The sequence below is a fragment of the Cupriavidus sp. 21MJTG02-4 genome (genome assembly GCF_057798975.1).
The window spans coordinates 49,747-68,122 of sequence record NZ_JBYOJP010000008.1; the positions used below are offsets into that span (position 1 = coordinate 49,747).

An 18,376-nucleotide genomic window follows, 5' to 3' on the forward strand; every position below is an offset into this window, starting at 1 on the left:
CACAAGGGAAATTTTCAAATTGCGATATCGTTTTTTATAATGTGAAATATTGACGCGGCGCATCAAACCTCACACGGCCTGCGATCACCCGCACGGGTCAAGCGCGGCCGCGTCGCCAGCCTTGTCGGTGATTTCATTGGCGCTTTCCCCAAGCGACGCACCGCAATAATCCCGCTACACTGGCCGGTCAGCCGTCAATCCCTGTCATGCCGTTTTTCGATCGTTTCCTGTCCAGCCTGCGCGCAGCCATCCTCCCCCCCACCGCCTCCGATACGGGCAGGGCAGCCGGAGGCGACGGCGCGCACGCCGCGCCGCCGGCCAGCACGCTGGGCGCCATCGACACGATGGCACAGGTCGATGACGGCGGCATCGTGGCCGCCCCGCCGCGCGGCCTGTGGTGGCTGCGCTGGCGCAACCTGGTCGCCACGAGCTGGTTCATGTTCATCCCGCTGGTGGCTATCGTGCTGTTCAGCGCGGCGATGGGCGTCATCCTCTGGTCACTGCACGAGACCGAGCGCCAGCAGCAGCGCGACGCCCTGTACCGCGACGCCGCCTGGGCGCAGCAACGCGTGCGGCTGTCCCTGCTGAGCAACCAGGACCAGCTCGCCTCGCTGGCGCGCGACATTGCCGCGGCACAGCTCGAACAAGGTGCATACCGGACCGCCGCGCAGGAAATCCTGCGCGAGAACCCCGAGATCGTCTTTATCAACTGGCTCGACGCCACGCGCCGCGGGCGCTGGTCCCTGCCGTCGACGTCCGAGTTCGCGGGCAGGCTGCGCGAGAACCAGGACCAGCCGCTCGAACCCGAGGTGCTCGACACCTTCGACGCCGCGCGCGAGACCCAGCGCGTGGTCTATTCGCGCCCGCTCACCAACGACCGCGGCGACAGCTTCATGCTGATGGAAGTGCCGATCGTGCGGGACAACGAGTTCCTCGGCACGATCGGCGCGCTCTACTCCATCAACGGCATCCTCACGCACCTGCTGCCGCCGGAACTGACCGAGCGCTACCGCTTCTCGCTGATCGACAAGAACAACCAGACGCGCGCCAGCACGTCGCTGCGGCCGGTGCCCGGCAATGCGCTGTCGTACGAGGTGCTGCTCGACCCGCCCGGCCACTCGCTGTCGCTGCGCGCCGACGCCTACCCGCCGCCGTCCAACCTGCCCAACAACATGCTGCTGTGGCTGGTGGTCGGGCTGTCCTGCTTCCTGTTATGGAGCCTGTGGAGCATGTGGCGGCACACCAGCCGCCGCTCCGAAGCGCAGCGCGCGCTGCTGGCCGAGACCTCGTTCCGCCGCGCCATGGAAAACTCCATGCTCATCGGCCTGCGCGCGCTGGACCTGAACGGGCGCATCACCTACGTCAACCCGGCGTTCTGCCGCATGACCGGGTGGCAGGAGAACGACCTGGTCGGACGCCTGCCGCCCTTCCCGTACTGGCCGCCTAACGACCAGCCGGAGATGCAGAAGCAGATCGACCTGACGCTGCAAGGCAAGTCCCCCGCCGGCGGCTACGAGATGCGCGTGATGCGCCGCGATGGCAGCAGCTTCTTCTCGCGCATGTACGTGTCGCCGCTGGTGGACAGCCGCGGCCGCCACACGGGCTGGATGAGCTCGATGACGGACATCACCGAGCCCAAGCGGGCCCGCGAGGAACTGGCCGCCGCGCATGACCGCTTCACGACCGTGCTGGAAAGCCTGGACGCCGCGGTGTCGGTGCTCGCCACCGACAAGGCCGAACTGCTGTTCGCCAACCGCTACTACCGCCAGCTGTTCGGCTGGGAGGCCGATGGCCACCTGAAGCTGGCTGGCGATGACGTCGACAAGGACCAGGTCTCGAGCGACAACACCGACTACGTCGATGCGTACGCCGGCCTGCCCGCCTCGGAGCTGATGCCGTACGCCTCCGACGCGCGCGAAGTGTTCGTGCCCGACATGCAGAAGTGGTTCGAGGTGCGTCGCCGCTATATCCAGTGGGTGGATGGCCACCTGGCGCAGATGCAGATCGCCACCGACATCACCATGCGCAAGGCGGCCGAGGAAATGACGCGCCAGCACGAAGAGCGCCTGCAGTTCACCAGCCGCCTGACCACCATGGGCGAGATGGCGTCTTCGCTCGCGCATGAACTCAACCAGCCGCTGGCCGCTATCAACAACTACTGCATGGGCGCGGTGGCGCGGCTGCATTCGGGCCGCAGCACGCCCGAGGACCTGATCCCGGTACTGGAGAAGACCTCGGCGCAGGCGGTGCGGGCCGGCACCATCATCAGCCGTATCCGCGGCTTCGTGAAGCGCAGCCAGCCGCAGCGGCGCGAAGCCTCGCTGCACGACATCGTGGCCGACGCCGTGGGCCTGGCCGACCTGGAGGCGACGCGCCGGCGCGTGACCATCCTGACGCGCCTGCCCGCCCCGCCCATGATGATCTACGTGGATCCGGTGCTGATCGAACAGGTGCTGGTGAACCTGCTCAAGAACGCCGTGGAAGCCATGTCCGGCATGCCGGCACCCCGCGCCGGCGGCGTCGTGCGCCTGCACGCGCGCGTGGAGCCGGGCGAATTCGGCAACAACGTGCATATCGACGTGATCGACCAGGGCCCCGGCGTCGACGAAGCCACCAAGGAACGGCTGTTCGAGCCGTTCTTCAGCACCAAGTCCGATGGCATGGGCATGGGGCTGAACATCTGCCGCTCGATCATCGAATCCCACCAGGGCAGGCTGTGGGTCGAGAACAATGTCGACGGCATCGGCTGTACGTTTAAAATCATGCTGCCGCTGCAGCCGGCCATGGCCGACCAGTAACGACGCAAGGCGACGCGATATCGACGCGCACCCGATCACGGGACGCCCGGCACCCCTCGCCGGTGGGGTGCCGGATCTGTTACATAGCGCCGCGGACGGTTACACTGCTGCCGCAAATGAATGGTTGTCCCAGGAGACTTCATGACCGCAACGCCAAACCCTGCCCCTCACCGCGGCGAGACCGTCTTTATCGTCGACGACGATGAAGCGATGCGCGACTCGCTGACCTGGCTGCTGGAGGGCAATGGTTACCAGGTGCGCAGCTACAACAGCGCCGAACAGTTCCTGGCGGCCTATGACGCCAGCCAGGTTTCCTGCCTGATCCTCGACGTGCGCATGCCCGGCATGAGCGGCCCGGAACTGCAGGAACGCATGATTGCCGAAAACATCGACATTCCCATCGTCTTCATCACCGGCCACGGCGACGTGCCGATGGCGGTGTCGACGATGAAGCGCGGCGCCATCGACTTCATCGAAAAGCCGTTCGACGAATCGGAACTGCGCGCGCTGGTCGAGCGCATGCTGCAGAAGGCCCGCACGGACCACTCGGCCGCGCGCGAACAGCGTGCCGCCAAGGACCTGCTGGGCAAGCTGACCACGCGCGAGCAGCAGGTGCTGGAGCGCATCGTGGCCGGCCGCCTGAACAAGCAGATCGCCGACGACCTGGGCATTTCCATCAAGACAGTGGAGGCGCACCGCGCCAACATCATGGAAAAGCTCAACGTCAATACCGTTGCCGACCTGCTGCGCCTGGCGCTGTCGCGCAACAGCTGATCCGCAAGAAGCCCCGGCGCCTGCCGGGGCATGGCAAGGCACCCGTTCCCGCCCTCTCGCTCCCGGCCACGCCCGCGCCGTTTTAGTCGCGCAGGTATTCCTCATCCCGGAACGTCACCACCCATTGTGGCCGGTAGACCACAAAGACGGCGACCAGCATGCCGGTCAGGAACGCCTCGCCAAACGCCAGGATAACGATGGCCGCCAGCGTATCGGCGGCACTGAAAGGAAGCCCCGGGGCCATCCAGTGGCGCCAGGCAGTCTCCGCCGCGCCCGCGCCCATGGCCGCCAGGCCCGCGCAGAAATAGCCGTGACCGAGGATGAACACGAACGGATGGCGCGGCAGCGTGCGGCGCATGAGCCCCTGCAACGCAGCCGAGATCAGCGCCGGCAACAGCGCCAGCCAGACATAGCGCATCCATAGGGACGGCCAGTCGAACAAGGCCCAGCTGTGACCTGCCAGGTATTCGAGGCCGAGCATCGAGACGACGTCGACCACGAACAGCGATACCAGCGCCAGCGGCAGCCCGAACAGTGTCACCATCAGCGTCGCGCCGAGGAGCTGGACCACCAGGCCGCCTACCAGCGTGGCGCGGACCGTCCACAACAGGGCCACGAACACGATGGCGCCCAGCCAGGCATGCTGCAGGGAACTGCGCCGCAACAGGTGCCAGGGACGACGGCTCAACGCCCACGCCAATCCGGCGACGGCCACGAAGATAAGCAGCGGATCGGACAGCAGGGATGGGAGCGCGGTATGCATGCATCGATGCTACCAGCGCCGCCGCGTGCCCCGGCTTGCCAGCCGTCAAATATCCAGGGGGGCCATCGCGGGCGCGGAAGGGCTCTCCGCGACCCCGTATAATTCGCCTTTGAGCTCTGCCGGCCGGGCGCCGCCCCGCGACGGCGCCTTCACTCCGGCCACAAACCCGCCCTCTCCCCATGTCTGCACAACTGATCGACGGCAACGCGCTTGCCAAACAAATCCGTTCCGAAGCCGCCGTCCGCGCCGGCCGCCTGACCGAACGCGGCCACCAGCCCGGCCTGGCCGTGGTCCTGGTCGGCGAGGACCCGGCCAGCCAGGTCTATGTGCGCAACAAGGTCAAGGCCTGTGAGGACAACGGCTTTTACTCGTCGCTGGACCGCTATCCGGCCGACCTGTCCGAAGCCGACCTGCTGTCGCGTATCGACGCACTGAACAAAGATCCGAAGATCCACGGCATCCTGGTCCAGCTGCCGCTGCCCAAGCACATCGACAGCCACAAGGTGCTCGAGGCGATCGCCCCGGAAAAGGACGTCGACGGCTTCCACGTGGCCAATGCCGGCGCGCTGATGACCGGCGCCCCGCTGTTCCGCCCGTGCACGCCGTATGGCTGCATGAAGATGCTGGAATCGATCAACTACCCGCTGCGCGGCGCGCGGGCGGTGGTCGTCGGCGCCTCGAACATCGTCGGCAAGCCGATGGCCATGCTGCTGCTGCAGGCCGGCGCCACGGTCACGATCTGCAACAGCAAGACGCTCGATATCGGCGCCCATACGCGTGAGGCCGACGTGATCGTCGCCGCAGTGGGCAGGCGCAACCTGATCACCGCCGACATGGTCAAGCCCGGCGCGGTCGTGATCGACGTGGGCATGAACCGCGACGACAACGGCAAGCTGTGCGGCGACGTGGATTTCGCCGGCGTGCGCGAAGTGGCCGGCTATATCACGCCGGTACCAGGCGGCGTCGGCCCGATGACCATCACCATGCTGCTGATCAACACGCTGGAAGCCGCCGAGCGCGCCGCCGGCTAAGCTGGCCCTGTTGTTGCGGCAGGCGCCGCAACAACACTGGAAATGCCGCGGGGCTGCCCCCATCTCCAAGCCATTGCCTCTTCAGGCCAGACAAACGAGAACCGCCATGGACCAAGCCATCAACAATCCACTGCTGGACTTCACCGACCTGCCGCGCTTCTCCGAGATCCGCCCCGAGCACATCAGCCCGGCGCTCGATGTGCTGCTCGAGCGTGCGCAGGAAGCCGTGGCGCGCGCTGAAGACCCGTCCACGCCGTCCGATTGGGCGAACGCCGTGGAAGCCCTGGAAGCCGTCACCGAGCCGCTGGGCCGCGCCTGGGGCGTGGTCGGTCATCTGAGCGCCGTCGCGGATACACCGGAACTGCGCAAGGCGCACGCCGAAAACCTGCCGCGCATGACGGAGTTCTGGTCGTCGCTCGGACAGAGCCTGGCTCTCTATGAAAAATACAAGGCGCTCGCGGCCAGCCCGGAGTTTGGAGGCATGAGCGCCGCCCGCCATCAGCTCATCGAGAACGAGCTGCGCGGCTTCCGTCTGGGCGGCGCCGAACTGCCCGAGGACCAGAAGCCCCGCTTTGCCGAGATCCAGGAACAGCAGGCGCAGTTGTCGAAGGCATTCTCCGACCACGTGCTGGACGCCACCAACGCTTACGCACTGTTCATCGAAGACCCGGCGCGACTGGCTGGCCTGCCCGAAGACGCGCAGGAAGCTGCCCGCCACGCGGCGGAGAAGGATGGCAAGCCCGGCTGGAAATTCACGCTGCACTTCCCGTCCTATTTCCCCGTACTGCAGTACGCGGACGATCGCGCGCTGCGCCAGACCCTGTACGAAGCCAACGTGACGCGTGCCTCGGAACATGGCGCCCAATATGGCAGCGGCCAGGCCGACTGGGACAACACGGCCAATATGCGCGAACAGCTTGCGCTGCGCCGCGAAGAAGCCCAAATGCTCGGCTACCAGTGCTACGGCGAAGTGTCGCTGGTGCCGAAGATGGCCGAATCGCCGGCCGAGGTGCTCAAGTTCCTGGACGAACTCGCGGTCAAGGCGCGCCCGTATGCCGAGCAGGACTGGACCGAACTCAAGGCCTTCGCCGCCGAACTGGGACTGACCGAACTGGCGCCGTGGGACGTGGCCTACGCCTCGGAAAAACTGCGCCAGCAGCGCTATGCGTTCTCGGAACACGAGGTGAAGCAATACTTCCCCGAGCCCAAGGTGCTGCAAGGCCTGTTCGGCGCTGTCGAGCGGCTGTTCTCGGTCAAGATCCAGCCCGATACGTCGCAGACCTGGCACAAGGACGTGCGCTTCTTCCGCGTCAGCGCGGCCGACGGCACGCTGCTGGCCCAGTTCTACATCGACCTCTACGCGCGCGAAGGCAAGCGCGGCGGCGCCTGGATGGACGATGCGCGCGGCCGCAAGGTGCTGGCCAACGGCAAGGTGCAGACGCCAGTGGCCTACCTCACGTGCAATTTCTCGGCACCGGTTGGCGACAAGCCGGCACAGTTCACGCACGACGAAGTCATCACGCTGTTCCATGAGTTCGGTCACGGCCTGCACCACATGCTGACGCAGGTGGGCGAGCTTGGTGTATCCGGCATCAATGGCGTGGAATGGGACGCGGTGGAGCTGCCGTCCCAGTTCATGGAGAACTTCTGCTGGGAATACGAGGTGCTGACCGGCATGACCCAGCACGTCGACACCGGCGAGCCGCTGCCGCGCGCGCTGTTCGACCGCATGCTGGCGGCGAAGAATTTCCAGAACGGCATGATGACGCTGCGACAGATCGTGTTCTCGTCGTTCGACATGCACCTGCACACCGACTTCGATCCGCTGGGCGCGAAGACCGTGCTGGACCTGTCGCGCGAGATTAACGACCGCGTGCACGTGGTGCCGCAGTACCCGCTGTCGCGCTGGCCCAATACCTTCAGCCACATCTTCGCCGGCGGCTATGCGGCGGGCTACTACAGCTACAAGTGGGCCGAAGTGCTGTCGGCCGACGTGTACGCCGCCTTCGAAGAGGCCGCGCAGCTTTCGGGCACCGTGCTTGACAGCGAAACCGGCGCGCGCTACCAGCGCGAGATCCTGTCGGTCGGCGGCAGCCGCCCCGCCATGGATTCCTTCGTCGCGTTCCGCGGCCGCGCGCCGCAGATCGATGCGCTGCTGCGCCACGGAGGCATGGCAGCATGAGCGCGGCGCTGCCCACCGCCGGCCCGCTGCGTATCGCAAGCTGGAACGTCAACTCGCTGAAGGTCCGGCTGCCTCAGGTACTGCAATGGCTGGCCGAGCAGGAGCAGGCCGGCGCGCCGATCGACGCGCTGTGCCTGCAGGAACTGAAGCTGCCGGACGACAAGTATCCGCTCGCGGAACTCGAGAATGCCGGCTTCCACAGCGTCTACACGGGCCAGAAGACTTACAACGGCGTTGCCATCCTCGCGCGCGATGCCAGCATGCCGGGCGCGACCGATGTGGTGCGCAATATCCCGGGTTTTGAAGATGCGCAGCAGCGCGTCGTGGCCGCCACGTACGGCGACGTCCGGTTGGTCTGCGCCTATTTCCCGAACGGGCAGGCGCCGGACTCGGACAAGTTCGCCTACAAGCTGAAGTGGCTCGACGCCATGACGGCATGGCTGCGCGAGGAGCTGGTCAAGTATCCGCGGCTCGCGCTGCTCGGCGACTTCAATATCGCCCCGGAAGACCGCGACGTGCACGACCCCGCGAAGTGGGAGGGCCAGAACCTGGTCTCGCCGCCGGAGCGCGCGGCTTTTGCCGCGCTGGTCGAACTGGGCCTGGCCGACGCCTTCCGCAAGTTCGAACAGCCCGAGAAGACCTTCTCCTGGTGGGATTACCGCATGTTCGCGTTCCGGCGCAACGCCGGCCTGCGCATCGACCATATCCTGCTGTCACCGGCCCTGGTCGACCATTGCTCCGGCTGCGTGATCGACCGCGTCCCGCGCACCTGGGAGCAGCCGTCCGACCACACGCCGGTCGTCGCCACGCTCCACTGCCGCTGACGCGCGCACCACGCGCACGCAAGTCCGGGCAAGCCCGGCTCGCAGCGCGTAGCGGGGGCGGCTACACTGCCGCCATGCCCTTGGCCCGCCCCCGCCATCATTCCCTTTTCAAGTTGCCACGGCCGACCCGCAACTCCGCACCGGCCGGCGTGCTCACGGCTCGGCACGGCGCCGTCGCCACCCAGTACACCCGCCCCGACCGATGACTGCCTCCGCAACCAGCCCCTTCCAGCGGCTGCAGCGCCTGCTGCCCTGGACCCAACGCGTGTCCCGCACCACCCTGCGCGCGGACGTGGTCGCGGGACTGCTCGGCGCCGTGCTGGTGTTGCCGCAGGGCGTGGCCTTTGCCACGCTGGCGGGGCTGCCGCCCGAGTACGGCATCTATACCGCGGTAGTGCCGTGCATCATCGCCGCGCTGTTCGGATCGAGCTGGCACGTGATGTCCGGTCCGACCAACGCCAACTCGCTGGCACTGTTCGCCATGCTGAGTCCCGTGGCGTTCGCCGGCAGCCCCGCTTATATCGGCCTGGCGCTGTCGGTCACGATCCTGGTCGGACTGATGCAGTTCGCGGTCGGCACGTTGCGCCTGGGCACGCTGGCCAACTTCATCTCGCCGTCCGTGCTGCTCGGCTTCACGTGCGGCGCGGCCACGCTGATCGGCCTCTATGCGCTCAAGGACCTGTTTGGCCTGGCCGTGCCCACCGGCACCAGCGCATTTGGCGTGCTGCGCTTCCTGTTTGACAACGTGGACGCCATCAACTGGGGCGCGGCCACCGTGGGCGCCGTCACGCTTGGCGCGACGCTGCTATGCAAGCGGCTCGGCAAGCGGCTGCCCTTCATGCTGCTGGGCCTGATGGCCGGCTATGGCGTGGCCTGGCTGCTGAACCGGACCGGCTGGGGCAGTGGACACCATGTCAATGTGGTGGGATCGATCCCGTCGGCGATCCCAAGCTTCCATGTGCCGGACATTTCCTGGCGCAGCGTGCCGGACCTGCTTGGCATTGCCTCGGCGCTGACGATCGTCGCGCTGGGCCAGTCCATCTCGATTGCCAAGGCGGTGGCCCTGCGTTCCGGCCAGCATATCGACGCGAACCGCGAGTTCATCGGGCAGGGACTCTCGAATATCGCGGGCGGCCTGTTCTCCGGCTATATCTCGTGCGGATCGCTCAACCGTTCGGTGCCCAATTTCGAAGCCGGTGCGAAGACGCCGCTGGCGAGCGTGTTCTCCGCCTTGTGGCTGGTGGCACTGGTGGCAGTCAGCGCGCCGTTGCTGGCGCAGATTCCGCTGGCCGCGATCGCGGCCATGCTGCTGCTCGTGGCGTGGGGGCTGTTCGACTTTGCACGCCTGCGCCGCATCGCCGCGCTGAGCCGCACCGAGTTCGCCATCGCGGTAGGCACCTTCGCCGCCACGCTGGTGATCCGCCTGGAGATGGCGGTGCTGCTCGGCACCATTCTTTCGCTGGTCGCCTACCTGTATCGCACGTCACGGCCGGCAGTGCGCAGCCTGGTGCCCAATGCCGACGACCCGGGCCGCCGTTTCACACCGCTGGACGAGCTGCAGCGGCCGCAGCCGGAATGCCCGCAGCTCAAGCTGCTGCGCATGGAAGGCGCCATCTATTTCGGTGCGGTGCAGTACGTGACCGATCGGCTGCACTGGCTGCGCACGGTCAACGCCAGCCAGACGCATCTGCTGGCCATGACCAAGAGCATGAACTTCATCGATCTCGCTGGCGCAGAGATGTGGGAAGCGGAACTGGCGGAGCGGCGCGCCGCTGGTGGCGACCTGTACTTCCACCGCCCACGCACGCAGGTGCTGCAGACCTGGGAACAAACGGGGTTCACCGCCAAGCTGGGAACGGATCACGTCTTCCTGACCAAGCGACAGGCGCTGCACACCATCATCGCGGAACTTTCCCCCGACGTCTGCGCGCAGTGCCAGGTGCGGATCTTCGAGGAATGCGCGCAGCGCCCCGGCGCGCCAACGCACGCGGAAGCGCTGTGACGGCAGCGTCAAAATGACAAGTCGATGAATTGAGGCGGGAAGGTAAGGCTTGGGGTCAGGCGGATTGGCAGCGGCGGAGGATCGCGCTACCGGAATGAGGCTGATGCGGGATGGGCGCCCGCGGCTTGCCTGTGGCTGGCCGGGGCATCCATCCGGATCAGACCGGCGCCACGTGCGCGCGCTTGACAACGACCGGCTGCGGGACGCCCTGCTCGATCAGGACCACCGCTGCACGCTCGATCGTGTCGCGGCCAGCGCGGAAGGCTTCCTCCAGCGACAGGACCTGGTCCGCGCTGAATCCTTCCCACAGTGCTTCGCGTGTCACGACGCACGTTACCTTTTCGCCATTGACGATCGCGTGGAACAACAAGCCTTCGTTATTGATGTCGTAGCGCTCTTGCTCTTGGAACTTGATTTCCATCGGTGCAGCCCTCCATATGCAAGTGGAGAAACATCCTAACATGGCCGGAGCGATATCGTACGCGCCGACCTTCGCTGATCCACTCAATCCAGTGACCTCCGAACCGGTGCACCGGTTCCCTCCGTCCATGGAGCGATGCCGACGCCGCAAGCGGCTTCGCTTGCTCGCACCAGAACTTCCCTGATGCACGCAGGTGTTTGACAAATTCGGAAATCATGTTAAAATCTTTTTCTTCGTTGGGGCGTTAGCTCAGTTGGTAGAGCAGCGGACTCTTAATCCGTAGGTCGAGTGTTCGAGTCACTCACGCCCCACCAGCGAATACAAGGCAAAAGGCCGGAAGCATCTGCTTCCGGCCTTTTGTTTTTGGGCGCGCGCTTTTGAAGCCACGCTTAGGCGCCCGCCGTAGCGCGCGCCGCGGCCCGCTCAGGTGCCGCTGTCGCGGGCGCGCTCGAACAGCGTCCGCGCGAGCACGCGATGCTGCGACAGCACGACCGGCAAATCGGTCGTCAGCAATTCGCCATCCCGAACCACCTCGCGCCCGTTGATGACGCTGCTCGCCACATTGGTCGGCGTGCAGAACACCAGCGCGGCAACCGGGTCATGCCCACCCCCGGCAAAGCCGACAGTCGACATGTCAAAGGCCACGAAGTCGGCCGACATGCCCGGCGCCAAAGCACCGATGTCATCGCGATTGAGCACGCGCGCACCGCCAAGCGTGGCAATCTCCAGGGCCTCGCGCGCACTCATGGCCGCGGGACCAAACCCGACGCGCTGCAGCAGCATGGCCTGGCGCGTCTCGCCGAGCATATGGGCGCCATCGTTCGAGGCACTGCCGTCCACGCCCAGGCCGACCTTGACGCCGGCATCGCGCATCGCGCGCACAGGCGCGATGCCTGATGCCAGCCGCATGTTGGAGCACGGGCAATGCGCGACACCCGTACCGGTGCGCGCGAACAGCGCAATCCCCTCGTCGTCGAGCTTCACGCAGTGGGCATGCCAGACATCGTGACCGACCCAGCCGAGATCCTCGGCGTACTGCGCGGGCGTCAACCCGAACTTCTCGCGCGAATAGGCAATGTCATTGTCGTTCTCGGCCAGGTGCGTGTGCAGCGACACGCCGTAGTGGCGGGCCATGACCGCGGATTCGCGCATGAGGTCGCGCGACACCGAAAACGGCGAGCACGGTGCCAGCACCATGCGCAGCATCGCGTGACGCGAACCGTCGTGGTACTGCTCGACCAGGCGCTGGCTGTCGCGCAGGATGGCAGCCTCGTCTTCCACCACGACATCCGGCGGCAGGCCGCCCTTGCTGCGGCCGACGCTCATCGAGCCGCGCGCTGCGTGGAAACGCATGCCCATCTCCTGCGCGGCGGCAATGGAATCATCGAGGCGCGATCCGTTCGGATAGAGGTAGAGGTGATCGCTCGTGGTTGTGCAGCCCGACAGCATCAGCTCGGCCATCGCGGTCTTGGTCGAGACGCGGATCATCTCCGGCGTCAGGTGCGACCACAGCATGTAGAGGTTGGTCAGCCAGGAAAACAGTTCGGCATCCTGCGCCGCGGGCACGGCACGGGTCAGGCTCTGGTACATGTGATGGTGCGTATTGACCAGGCCGGGAACCACCACGCGGCCGCGCATATCGATGACCTGCGCGGTGCCGTCGTCGACCATGCGGCGATACTGCGGCGGCAAGTCCGCCGTGGCACCAACCCACTGCACGGCGGGGCCGTCGGCCACCAGCGCGCCATCGGGGATTTCTCGCCGTTGCGCGTCCATGGTGACGAGCACATCGGCATTCAGGGCAATCAGGGTCATGGCGGCAGGCGTCTGGCAGGTGGATATGGCGCGAGTCTAAAACCCGTGCCGCCGAACCGAAAGCGCAGAATTCCGCTAATCCTGTCCACAAAATGTGGACACCCAGACCGCAACGTACGGACGCGCTAGCGCACCTGGGCGAACAGCGCCGCCAGCGTCGTGCCGATACTCCCCGCCATCAGCTCGGCCGCCGGGCTCGGTACGCCGTGCGCGCGACCGACCAGCGCCAGTGTCTGGCGCCGCAGGTAACGGTCTCGCAGCGGCACCAGCACCAGCGCACCGCGGGCTCGCTCCTCCATGATGTCCAGCGGGTTGAGCAAGGCAATGCCGCTGCCGAGCATGACCAGGCGCTGGATCAGCGCCATCGAGGTCGACTCGGCCGCCGGCGACACGTCGATGGCATTGCGCGCGAAGGCATCGTCAAGAATGGCGCGGATGGAGAGGGATGGCGCCGGCAGCACCAGGGGATAGCCGACGCATTCGCTGAGCAGCACGGACGGCTGTGCAGCCAGCGCATGGCCTGGCGGCACCACGGCACCGATCTGCCAGTCGCTCGTCGCCAGCACGCGCAAGGTTGGCGCGGCGGGCAGGTCGTAGCCGAGGCCAAGGTCGGCGTCGCCCTGCTCCACCGCCATGACGATCTCGGCGACAGGCAAGTCCACGACGCGCACCACGATGCCTGGGTACCGCTGGCGGAATTCATGCGCCAGCGACGGCAGCAGTGACCCGGCCAGTCCCGCGGTGGCCGCCACCGTTACCTCGCCGCGCCGCGCACCCTTGAAGTCCTCGATCCGCTCGCGCAGCGCTTCGTGCTCGCGCAATGTCTGCCGGACGTGGGCGAGAACCATCTCTCCAAGCGGCGTGAGGCGCAGACGGCGGTTGATACGCTCGAAGACTGGCGCCCCCAAGTCGGCTTCCAGGTCGAGGATCTGCCGGTTGATCGCCGTGGGCGCCACGTGCAGGTGCTCCGCCGCCTTGCGGATCGAGCCGCGACGTACGACCTCGTCTAGATATCGCAGAATCCGGGCATGCATGGCGGTGGTATGGGTCATCGCGCAAGGGCATGGCCCATGCGCATCAGGAAGCTCGGCATTGTAGCGGCGAGTGCCGGAAAAGAAAGTTCAACATCCCTATTGCGTCTTACTAGATACCTTGCTACAATCTTTTTCTTCGTTGGGGCGTTAGCTCAGTTGGTAGAGCAGCGGACTCTTAATCCGTAGGTCGAGTGTTCGAGTCACTCACGCCCCACCAGCGAATTCCCAAAAAGGTCAACCGCACGGTTGGCCTTTTTGCTTTGGGGCGCGTCCCTCCATACCCGAATTCCTTCACGGCGACACGGCAGCCTGCGTCATTTCTTGATACGCGGGTTCTTCCCGATATCCCTTTCCGCCCTTTCCCTGTTGAATTGCGCACGGCGCACAACACGGAACGTAGTTCCGTATCGCGGAACCAAAAATCTTTCGCGACGTTGTTTGGCTGGCTTCGCACAACGAGCCCCGCCCGCCAAGCCAGGACCGGGGAATTCACCGACAAGCGCAGGCGATACATAATCGCCCCGAAGAACGCCCCAGATGCCCGGCCCGGCACCAATCAGTGAATGAAGAACGGAGGCACTCCTTGAAAGCAGTTCTCAAAGCAGGCGCAGCAGCCTGCATCGCGGCCATCGGCCTGTTCCATAGCGGCGCGCAGGCGCAAAGCTACCCCACCAAGCCGATCCGCCTGATCGTGCCGTTCGCGGCAGGCGGCACCACCGACATCGTGGCCCGCGCCGTTTCGGACGCGCTCGGCCGCGAATTGGGCCAGCCCGTCGTGGTGGAAAACCGCGGCGGCGGCGGCGGCGCCATTGGCGCCGATGCGCTGGCCAAGTCCACGCCGGACGGCTATACGCTGGGCATCGCCACCGTCAGCACGATGGCCACCAACCCGGCCACCAATGCCCGCAACCCGTATGACCCGATCAAGGATTTCGCGCCGATCACCAACCTGGTGAACGTGCCGAACGTGCTGACGGTCAACCCGAAGGTCCCGGCCAAGTCGCTGAAGGAATTCATCGCGCTGCTGAAGTCCAACCCGGGCAAGTACAGCTACGCGTCGGCCGGCAAGGGCAGCATTTCGCACCTGGATGGCGAGCTGTTCAAGGACATCACCAAGACCGACATGGTCCATATCCCGTACCGTGGATCGGGTCCGGCGCTGAATGACACGCTGGCCGGCCAGGTCAATGCCCAGTTCGACAACTTGCCGTCCTCGATGCCGTTCATCCAGGCTGGCAAGCTGCGCGCGCTGGCCGTGGCCGCGCCCAAGCGCGTGGAGGGCCTGCCCGACGTGCCGACCTTCGCCGAAGCCGGCATGAAGGACATGAACAACATGGCATGGTATGGCCTGGTCGCTCCGGCCAACACGCCGGCCGCCATCGTCACGCGCGTGCACGACGCCGCCGTCAAGGCGCTGCAGGACCCGGCCGTCAAGCGCCGCCTGGCGGACAGCGGCGCGTACACCGACGGCAATACGTCGGCCCAGTACGCTGCCCAGATCAAGCGCGAACTGGACCTGCGCAAGAAGATCGCCCACGACCAGAACATCACGCTCGAATAAGGGTTATCCTGACCCAGCAAGAAGCCGGCTGCGAACCAGCCGGCTTTTTTGCGCCTTGTTACGCACAATTTCCCGTTATCGAGGACATGCAATGGTTATTCTGGGTCAAGCTTGACCCTGCACAGGACGGGGCTGGCCAAGAAGGCGTTCAATACCTTTAGAAGAAAGTTTCACTTTGCGGACCAGCGCCGACTCGGTACATTGCCGGGAAGGATCCGCTAAACTCGGCCCCAACCGGATCGCGCAGGCGCTGCGCGACCGCCACTCGCGAGGATGAAGATGCTCAAGAAAACCGTTCCGACCCTGATCGTTGCCGCGCTTGCTACCCTGGGTGCAACCCAGCTCGCGTATGCGCAGAAGAACTACACGGACGGCGGCGACATACACAGTGGCAGCCACACCAAGAAGAAGGCGAACCCGAACCAGAGCGCGGCCAAGTCGGGCAAGTTCGACCCGTACACGGACGGCGCCAAGCAATCGACGCAATCCGACCTGGCTGGCAAGAAGGTCGACCCGAATACCGATGGGGCCAAGTCGGGCAAGTTCGATCCGTACACGGATGGGGCGAAAGCCGGCAAGTACGACCCGTACACCGATGGTGCCAAGGCGCCCGCGGCAAAGTCGCAATAAGTTCGCATCGCCGGCTCCGGAGCCGGCCGCAAACAGAAACAGCCCGCGTATGCGGGCTGTTTGCTTTGGAATACTGGCCTTCAGGCGGCCATCGCCTCCTGCTTTGCGGATTCGCGCATGGTGCGCTGGTCGCGGTAGCGCACGTGCCAGGACAATGCCTCCTCCAGCAAGTGCGGCGTTTGGCCGCCAAGTCGGCTGGCGCGCCGGAAGTAGTCGTTCAGCACGTCGCGATAGATGGGATCCGCGCAGTTGTCGATCACCTGCCGCGCGCGTTCGCGCGGCGCCAGGCCACGCAGGTCGGCCAGGCCGTGCTCGGTCACGATGATGTCGACATCGTGCTCGGTATGGTCGACGTGCGACACCATCGGCACGATGCTGGAAATATCGCCTCCCTTTGCCACCGACTTGGTGACGAACACCGACAAATGCGCATTGCGCGCGAAATCGCCGGAGCCGCCGATGCCATTCATCATGTGCGTGCCACCAACGTGCGTCGAATTGACGTTGCCGTAGATGTCGCACTCGAGCGCCGTGTTGATGGTGATGAGCCCCAGCCGGCGCAGGATTTCCGGATGGTTGCTGATCTCCTGAGGCCGCAGCACCAGGCGCGACCGATACCGTTCCACGTTCGCAAGGAAATGCTGGTAGACCGGCTTCGACAGCGTCACCGACGATGCCGAAGCGAAGGTGAGCCGGCCCGAGTCGAGCAATTCGATCGTGCTGTCCTGCAGCACCTCGGAGTACATCTTGAGATCGTGGAACGGTGAATCGATCAGCCCATGCAGCACGGCGTTCGAAATCGTGCCGATGCCGGCCTGCAGCGGCTGCAGCGACGGCGACAGGCGCCCCATGCGCACCTCGCGCCCGAGGAATTCGCTCAGGTGGCCGGCGATCTGGCGCGTGCCTTCGTCGGGTGGCAGCGCGCTGGACGGGCTGTCGTCCTTGCCGGTGATGACGATCGCCGCAATCTTCTCGGGATCGATCGGGATATACGGCACGCCGATGCGCTGCTCGGCGGAAATCAGTGGGATCGGCTGCCGGTACGGGCGCTGCACCGGGAAATAGATGTCGTGGAGGCCTTCGAGCTCCAGCGGCATGTTCAGGTTGATCTCGACGATCACCTTGCGCGCGAGCATCGCGAAGCTCGCCGAGTTGCCGACCGAGGTACTCGGCACGATACCGCCCTGCTCCGTAATCGCGACGGCTTCCACCACGGCCACGTCGACGGGAGCGATCTGGCCCGAGCGCAGTTGCTCGACCGTCTCGGACAGATGCTGGTCGATGAACATGACTTCGCCCGCGTTGATCTTGCGGCGCAGCGTCTCATCGGACTGGAACGGCAGGCGACGTGCGATCACGTCGGCCTGTGCCAGCACCTTGTCGATGTCGTTGCCGAGCGACGCGCCGGTCATCAGCGTGATGCGCAGCGGCTCGGTGGCGGCGCGGCGCGCCAGGGCGAATGGCACTTCCTTGCAGTCGCCTGCACGGGTGAAACCGCTCATGCCCACCGTCATGCCATCGCGGATGAGTTCGGCTGCCGTATCGGCCGAGACCACCTTGTCCAGCAGCCTTGGCAGGCGAATGCGTTCCTTGTACATCTTCATCTCCGGTTGCCGGGCGGATCCGGTCCGTCCGTGCACCGCCTGTGCTCGTGGCACAGGGGTTGGAAAAGCAGTGTAGCCATGCCAATACATTCCCACCTCGATTTAAATTCATGAAAACCATTCAATTTTTTCATAGATTCGCCAAACGGAGGCGCGGCGTCTCATGCCCCTTTGCGAACCTGCCCGGAAAATGGAGCAACACCCGGCATAACAGGACAAACCCTATAGGACATACAAAAGACATTCGGTTCTGTTAGTGTCTGCGGCATCAGGAAAGACCGCCCCGAAATGACCCTGATTTCGAGGCGCGGCGCCTGTGCCGCCCGGGCCGGCCAAGCTCCGGCCCAAGAGCGTTGTAATGTCGGCGACAGACATCGGGAGACGCCAACTCATGCATACCAAACCACTCGAACCCAACGAGCCGGTGGTCCTTGCCCTGGTAGACGCGGTCATGGCCTGGCAAGGTGCTTTGGAACAGACCCTTTCGGCCTCGGGCCTTAACTACGGCAAATGGGTCCTGCTGCGGGCAATCTGGCAGAACGCGTTCGTGCGTCATGAACCGCTTGCCGGCGCCATGCTGATCGATGTCGCGTCCAGCGAACGCATGCTGGGCGAATTGCATGACGACGGCTGGGTGGAATACTCGGGCACCGGCGCGCCGCGCATCCCCGCAGCGGCGGAGGCGCGAGTCGAACGCGCGTGGGGAGCGGTAAAAGCCCTGCACTCGGTGTCGGTATCGCCCTTCAATTCGCATGAACGCGTGGCGCTGGGCACGCTGTTGCAGCGCATGAAGCTCACCCTGAGCGACCATTCCGCCCGCCGCAGCCGCGGCACGGCTGCCGACCCCATCACGCCGCCCTCTGCGGCCGTTCGCGCGACAGCGGTCAACGCCCCCGCCATGCAGTCTGTTTCCGCATGATCCACTGCCACTGAAGGC

Annotated in this window: 14 protein-coding genes and 2 tRNA genes; 11 read left to right on the top strand and 5 right to left on the bottom strand. The window is 65.4% G+C overall.

From position 1 onward, the window contains the following. Positions 1 to 206 precede the first annotated feature (206 nt). Both AC3FKH_RS17320 and AC3FKH_RS17325 read left to right on the top strand, forming a co-directional pair. Complete coding sequence (locus AC3FKH_RS17320; RefSeq protein WP_488677098.1) at positions 207 to 2,798, top strand: PAS domain S-box protein; 2,592 nt, start codon at positions 207 to 209, stop codon at positions 2,796 to 2,798. Between the two features lie 141 nt (positions 2,799 to 2,939). Continuing rightward, a complete protein-coding gene (locus tag AC3FKH_RS17325; protein ID WP_483711151.1) occupies positions 2,940 to 3,572 on the top strand; it encodes a response regulator transcription factor in 633 nt (210 codons plus the stop codon). Positions 3,573 to 3,654: 82 nt separating this feature from the next. On the opposite strand, the gene AC3FKH_RS17330 is transcribed toward AC3FKH_RS17325, so the two are convergent. Further along, positions 3,655 to 4,335: an energy-coupling factor ABC transporter permease gene (locus tag AC3FKH_RS17330; protein WP_488677099.1), complete on the bottom strand. Its 681-nt coding sequence runs from the start codon at positions 4,333 to 4,335 to the stop codon at positions 3,655 to 3,657. A gap of 179 nt (positions 4,336 to 4,514) precedes the next feature. Here AC3FKH_RS17330 and folD point away from each other — a divergent pair, with 179 nt between their 5' ends. The 4 genes from folD to AC3FKH_RS17350 all read left to right on the top strand — a co-directional run bounded on the left by folD (position 4,515) and on the right by AC3FKH_RS17350 (position 10,374). Further along, positions 4,515 to 5,366 (top strand): bifunctional methylenetetrahydrofolate dehydrogenase/methenyltetrahydrofolate cyclohydrolase FolD, encoded by an 852-nt coding sequence (folD, locus tag AC3FKH_RS17335; protein ID WP_488677100.1) that lies wholly within the window; start codon positions 4,515 to 4,517, stop codon positions 5,364 to 5,366. A 106-nt stretch (positions 5,367 to 5,472) separates the two neighbouring features. Next, complete coding sequence (locus AC3FKH_RS17340) at positions 5,473 to 7,548, top strand: M3 family metallopeptidase (RefSeq protein WP_488677101.1); 2,076 nt, start codon at positions 5,473 to 5,475, stop codon at positions 7,546 to 7,548. Further along, positions 7,545 to 8,372, top strand: coding sequence for an exodeoxyribonuclease III (gene xth, locus AC3FKH_RS17345; protein ID WP_488677102.1), 828 nt, complete (start codon positions 7,545 to 7,547; stop codon positions 8,370 to 8,372). The genes AC3FKH_RS17340 and xth overlap by 4 nt, the downstream gene beginning before the upstream one ends. Positions 8,373 to 8,574: 202 nt before the next feature. After that, complete coding sequence (locus AC3FKH_RS17350; protein ID WP_488677103.1) at positions 8,575 to 10,374, top strand: SulP family inorganic anion transporter; 1,800 nt, start codon at positions 8,575 to 8,577, stop codon at positions 10,372 to 10,374. Between the two features lie 157 nt (positions 10,375 to 10,531). Here the strand turns inward: AC3FKH_RS17350 and AC3FKH_RS17355 are convergent, their stop codons facing one another. After that, positions 10,532 to 10,795, bottom strand: coding sequence for a DUF1488 family protein (locus tag AC3FKH_RS17355; RefSeq protein ID WP_211947938.1), 264 nt, complete (start codon positions 10,793 to 10,795; stop codon positions 10,532 to 10,534). 238 nt (positions 10,796 to 11,033) lie between these two features. Between AC3FKH_RS17355 and AC3FKH_RS17360 the strand changes: the two genes are divergently transcribed. Continuing rightward, positions 11,034 to 11,109, top strand: a tRNA-Lys gene (locus tag AC3FKH_RS17360). 109 nt (positions 11,110 to 11,218) lie between these two features. Here AC3FKH_RS17360 and AC3FKH_RS17365 read toward each other — a convergent pair. Both AC3FKH_RS17365 and AC3FKH_RS17370 read right to left on the bottom strand, forming a co-directional pair. Further along, on the bottom strand, positions 11,219 to 12,610 hold the full coding sequence (locus AC3FKH_RS17365; protein WP_488677104.1) for an 8-oxoguanine deaminase: 1,392 nt from the start codon (positions 12,608 to 12,610) through the stop codon (positions 11,219 to 11,221). 125 nt (positions 12,611 to 12,735) lie between these two features. Continuing rightward, positions 12,736 to 13,644, bottom strand: coding sequence for a LysR family transcriptional regulator (locus tag AC3FKH_RS17370; RefSeq protein WP_488677291.1), 909 nt, complete (start codon positions 13,642 to 13,644; stop codon positions 12,736 to 12,738). Positions 13,645 to 13,785: 141 nt separating this feature from the next. Here AC3FKH_RS17370 and AC3FKH_RS17375 point away from each other — a divergent pair. The 3 genes from AC3FKH_RS17375 (at position 13,786) to AC3FKH_RS17385 (ending at position 15,835) form a co-directional block, all read left to right on the top strand. Continuing rightward, positions 13,786 to 13,861 (top strand) — tRNA-Lys (locus AC3FKH_RS17375). A gap of 366 nt (positions 13,862 to 14,227) precedes the next feature. Further along, positions 14,228 to 15,205, top strand: a complete 978-nt coding sequence (locus AC3FKH_RS17380) for a tripartite tricarboxylate transporter substrate binding protein BugE (RefSeq protein ID WP_488677105.1) — start codon at positions 14,228 to 14,230, stop codon at positions 15,203 to 15,205. A 279-nt stretch (positions 15,206 to 15,484) separates the two neighbouring features. Beyond that, positions 15,485 to 15,835: a hypothetical protein gene (locus tag AC3FKH_RS17385; protein ID WP_488677106.1), complete on the top strand. Its 351-nt coding sequence runs from the start codon at positions 15,485 to 15,487 to the stop codon at positions 15,833 to 15,835. Positions 15,836 to 15,915: 80 nt separating this feature from the next. On the opposite strand, the gene scpC is transcribed toward AC3FKH_RS17385, so the two are convergent. After that, positions 15,916 to 17,433, bottom strand: coding sequence for a succinyl-CoA:acetate CoA-transferase ScpC (gene scpC / locus AC3FKH_RS17390; protein WP_488677107.1), 1,518 nt, complete (start codon positions 17,431 to 17,433; stop codon positions 15,916 to 15,918). A 397-nt stretch (positions 17,434 to 17,830) separates the two neighbouring features. Here scpC and AC3FKH_RS17395 point away from each other — a divergent pair, with 397 nt between their 5' ends. Next, positions 17,831 to 18,358 (top strand): MarR family transcriptional regulator, encoded by a 528-nt coding sequence (locus tag AC3FKH_RS17395; RefSeq protein WP_488677108.1) that lies wholly within the window; start codon positions 17,831 to 17,833, stop codon positions 18,356 to 18,358. Positions 18,359 to 18,376: the final 18 nt, after the last annotated feature.

Bases quoted from the DNA above. Each gene is read 5' to 3' on its own strand.
- AC3FKH_RS17320 (WP_488677098.1), top strand. From the start codon at position 207: ATGCCGTTTTTCGATCGTTTCCTGTCCAGCCTGCGCGCAGCCATCCTC.
- AC3FKH_RS17325 (WP_483711151.1), top strand. From the start codon at position 2,940: ATGACCGCAACGCCAAACCCTGCCCCTCACCGCGGCGAGACCGTCTTT.
- AC3FKH_RS17330 (WP_488677099.1), bottom strand. From the start codon at position 4,335: ATGCATACCGCGCTCCCATCCCTGCTGTCCGATCCGCTGCTTATCTTC.
- folD (WP_488677100.1), top strand. From the start codon at position 4,515: ATGTCTGCACAACTGATCGACGGCAACGCGCTTGCCAAACAAATCCGT.
- AC3FKH_RS17340 (WP_488677101.1), top strand. From the start codon at position 5,473: ATGGACCAAGCCATCAACAATCCACTGCTGGACTTCACCGACCTGCCG.
- xth (WP_488677102.1), top strand. From the start codon at position 7,545: ATGAGCGCGGCGCTGCCCACCGCCGGCCCGCTGCGTATCGCAAGCTGG.
- AC3FKH_RS17350 (WP_488677103.1), top strand. From the start codon at position 8,575: ATGACTGCCTCCGCAACCAGCCCCTTCCAGCGGCTGCAGCGCCTGCTG.
- AC3FKH_RS17355 (WP_211947938.1), bottom strand. From the start codon at position 10,795: ATGGAAATCAAGTTCCAAGAGCAAGAGCGCTACGACATCAATAACGAA.
- AC3FKH_RS17365 (WP_488677104.1), bottom strand. From the start codon at position 12,610: ATGACCCTGATTGCCCTGAATGCCGATGTGCTCGTCACCATGGACGCG.
- AC3FKH_RS17370 (WP_488677291.1), bottom strand. From the start codon at position 13,644: ATGCATGCCCGGATTCTGCGATATCTAGACGAGGTCGTACGTCGCGGC.
- AC3FKH_RS17385 (WP_488677106.1), top strand. From the start codon at position 15,485: ATGCTCAAGAAAACCGTTCCGACCCTGATCGTTGCCGCGCTTGCTACC.
- scpC (WP_488677107.1), bottom strand. From the start codon at position 17,433: ATGTACAAGGAACGCATTCGCCTGCCAAGGCTGCTGGACAAGGTGGTC.
- AC3FKH_RS17395 (WP_488677108.1), top strand. From the start codon at position 17,831: ATGCATACCAAACCACTCGAACCCAACGAGCCGGTGGTCCTTGCCCTG.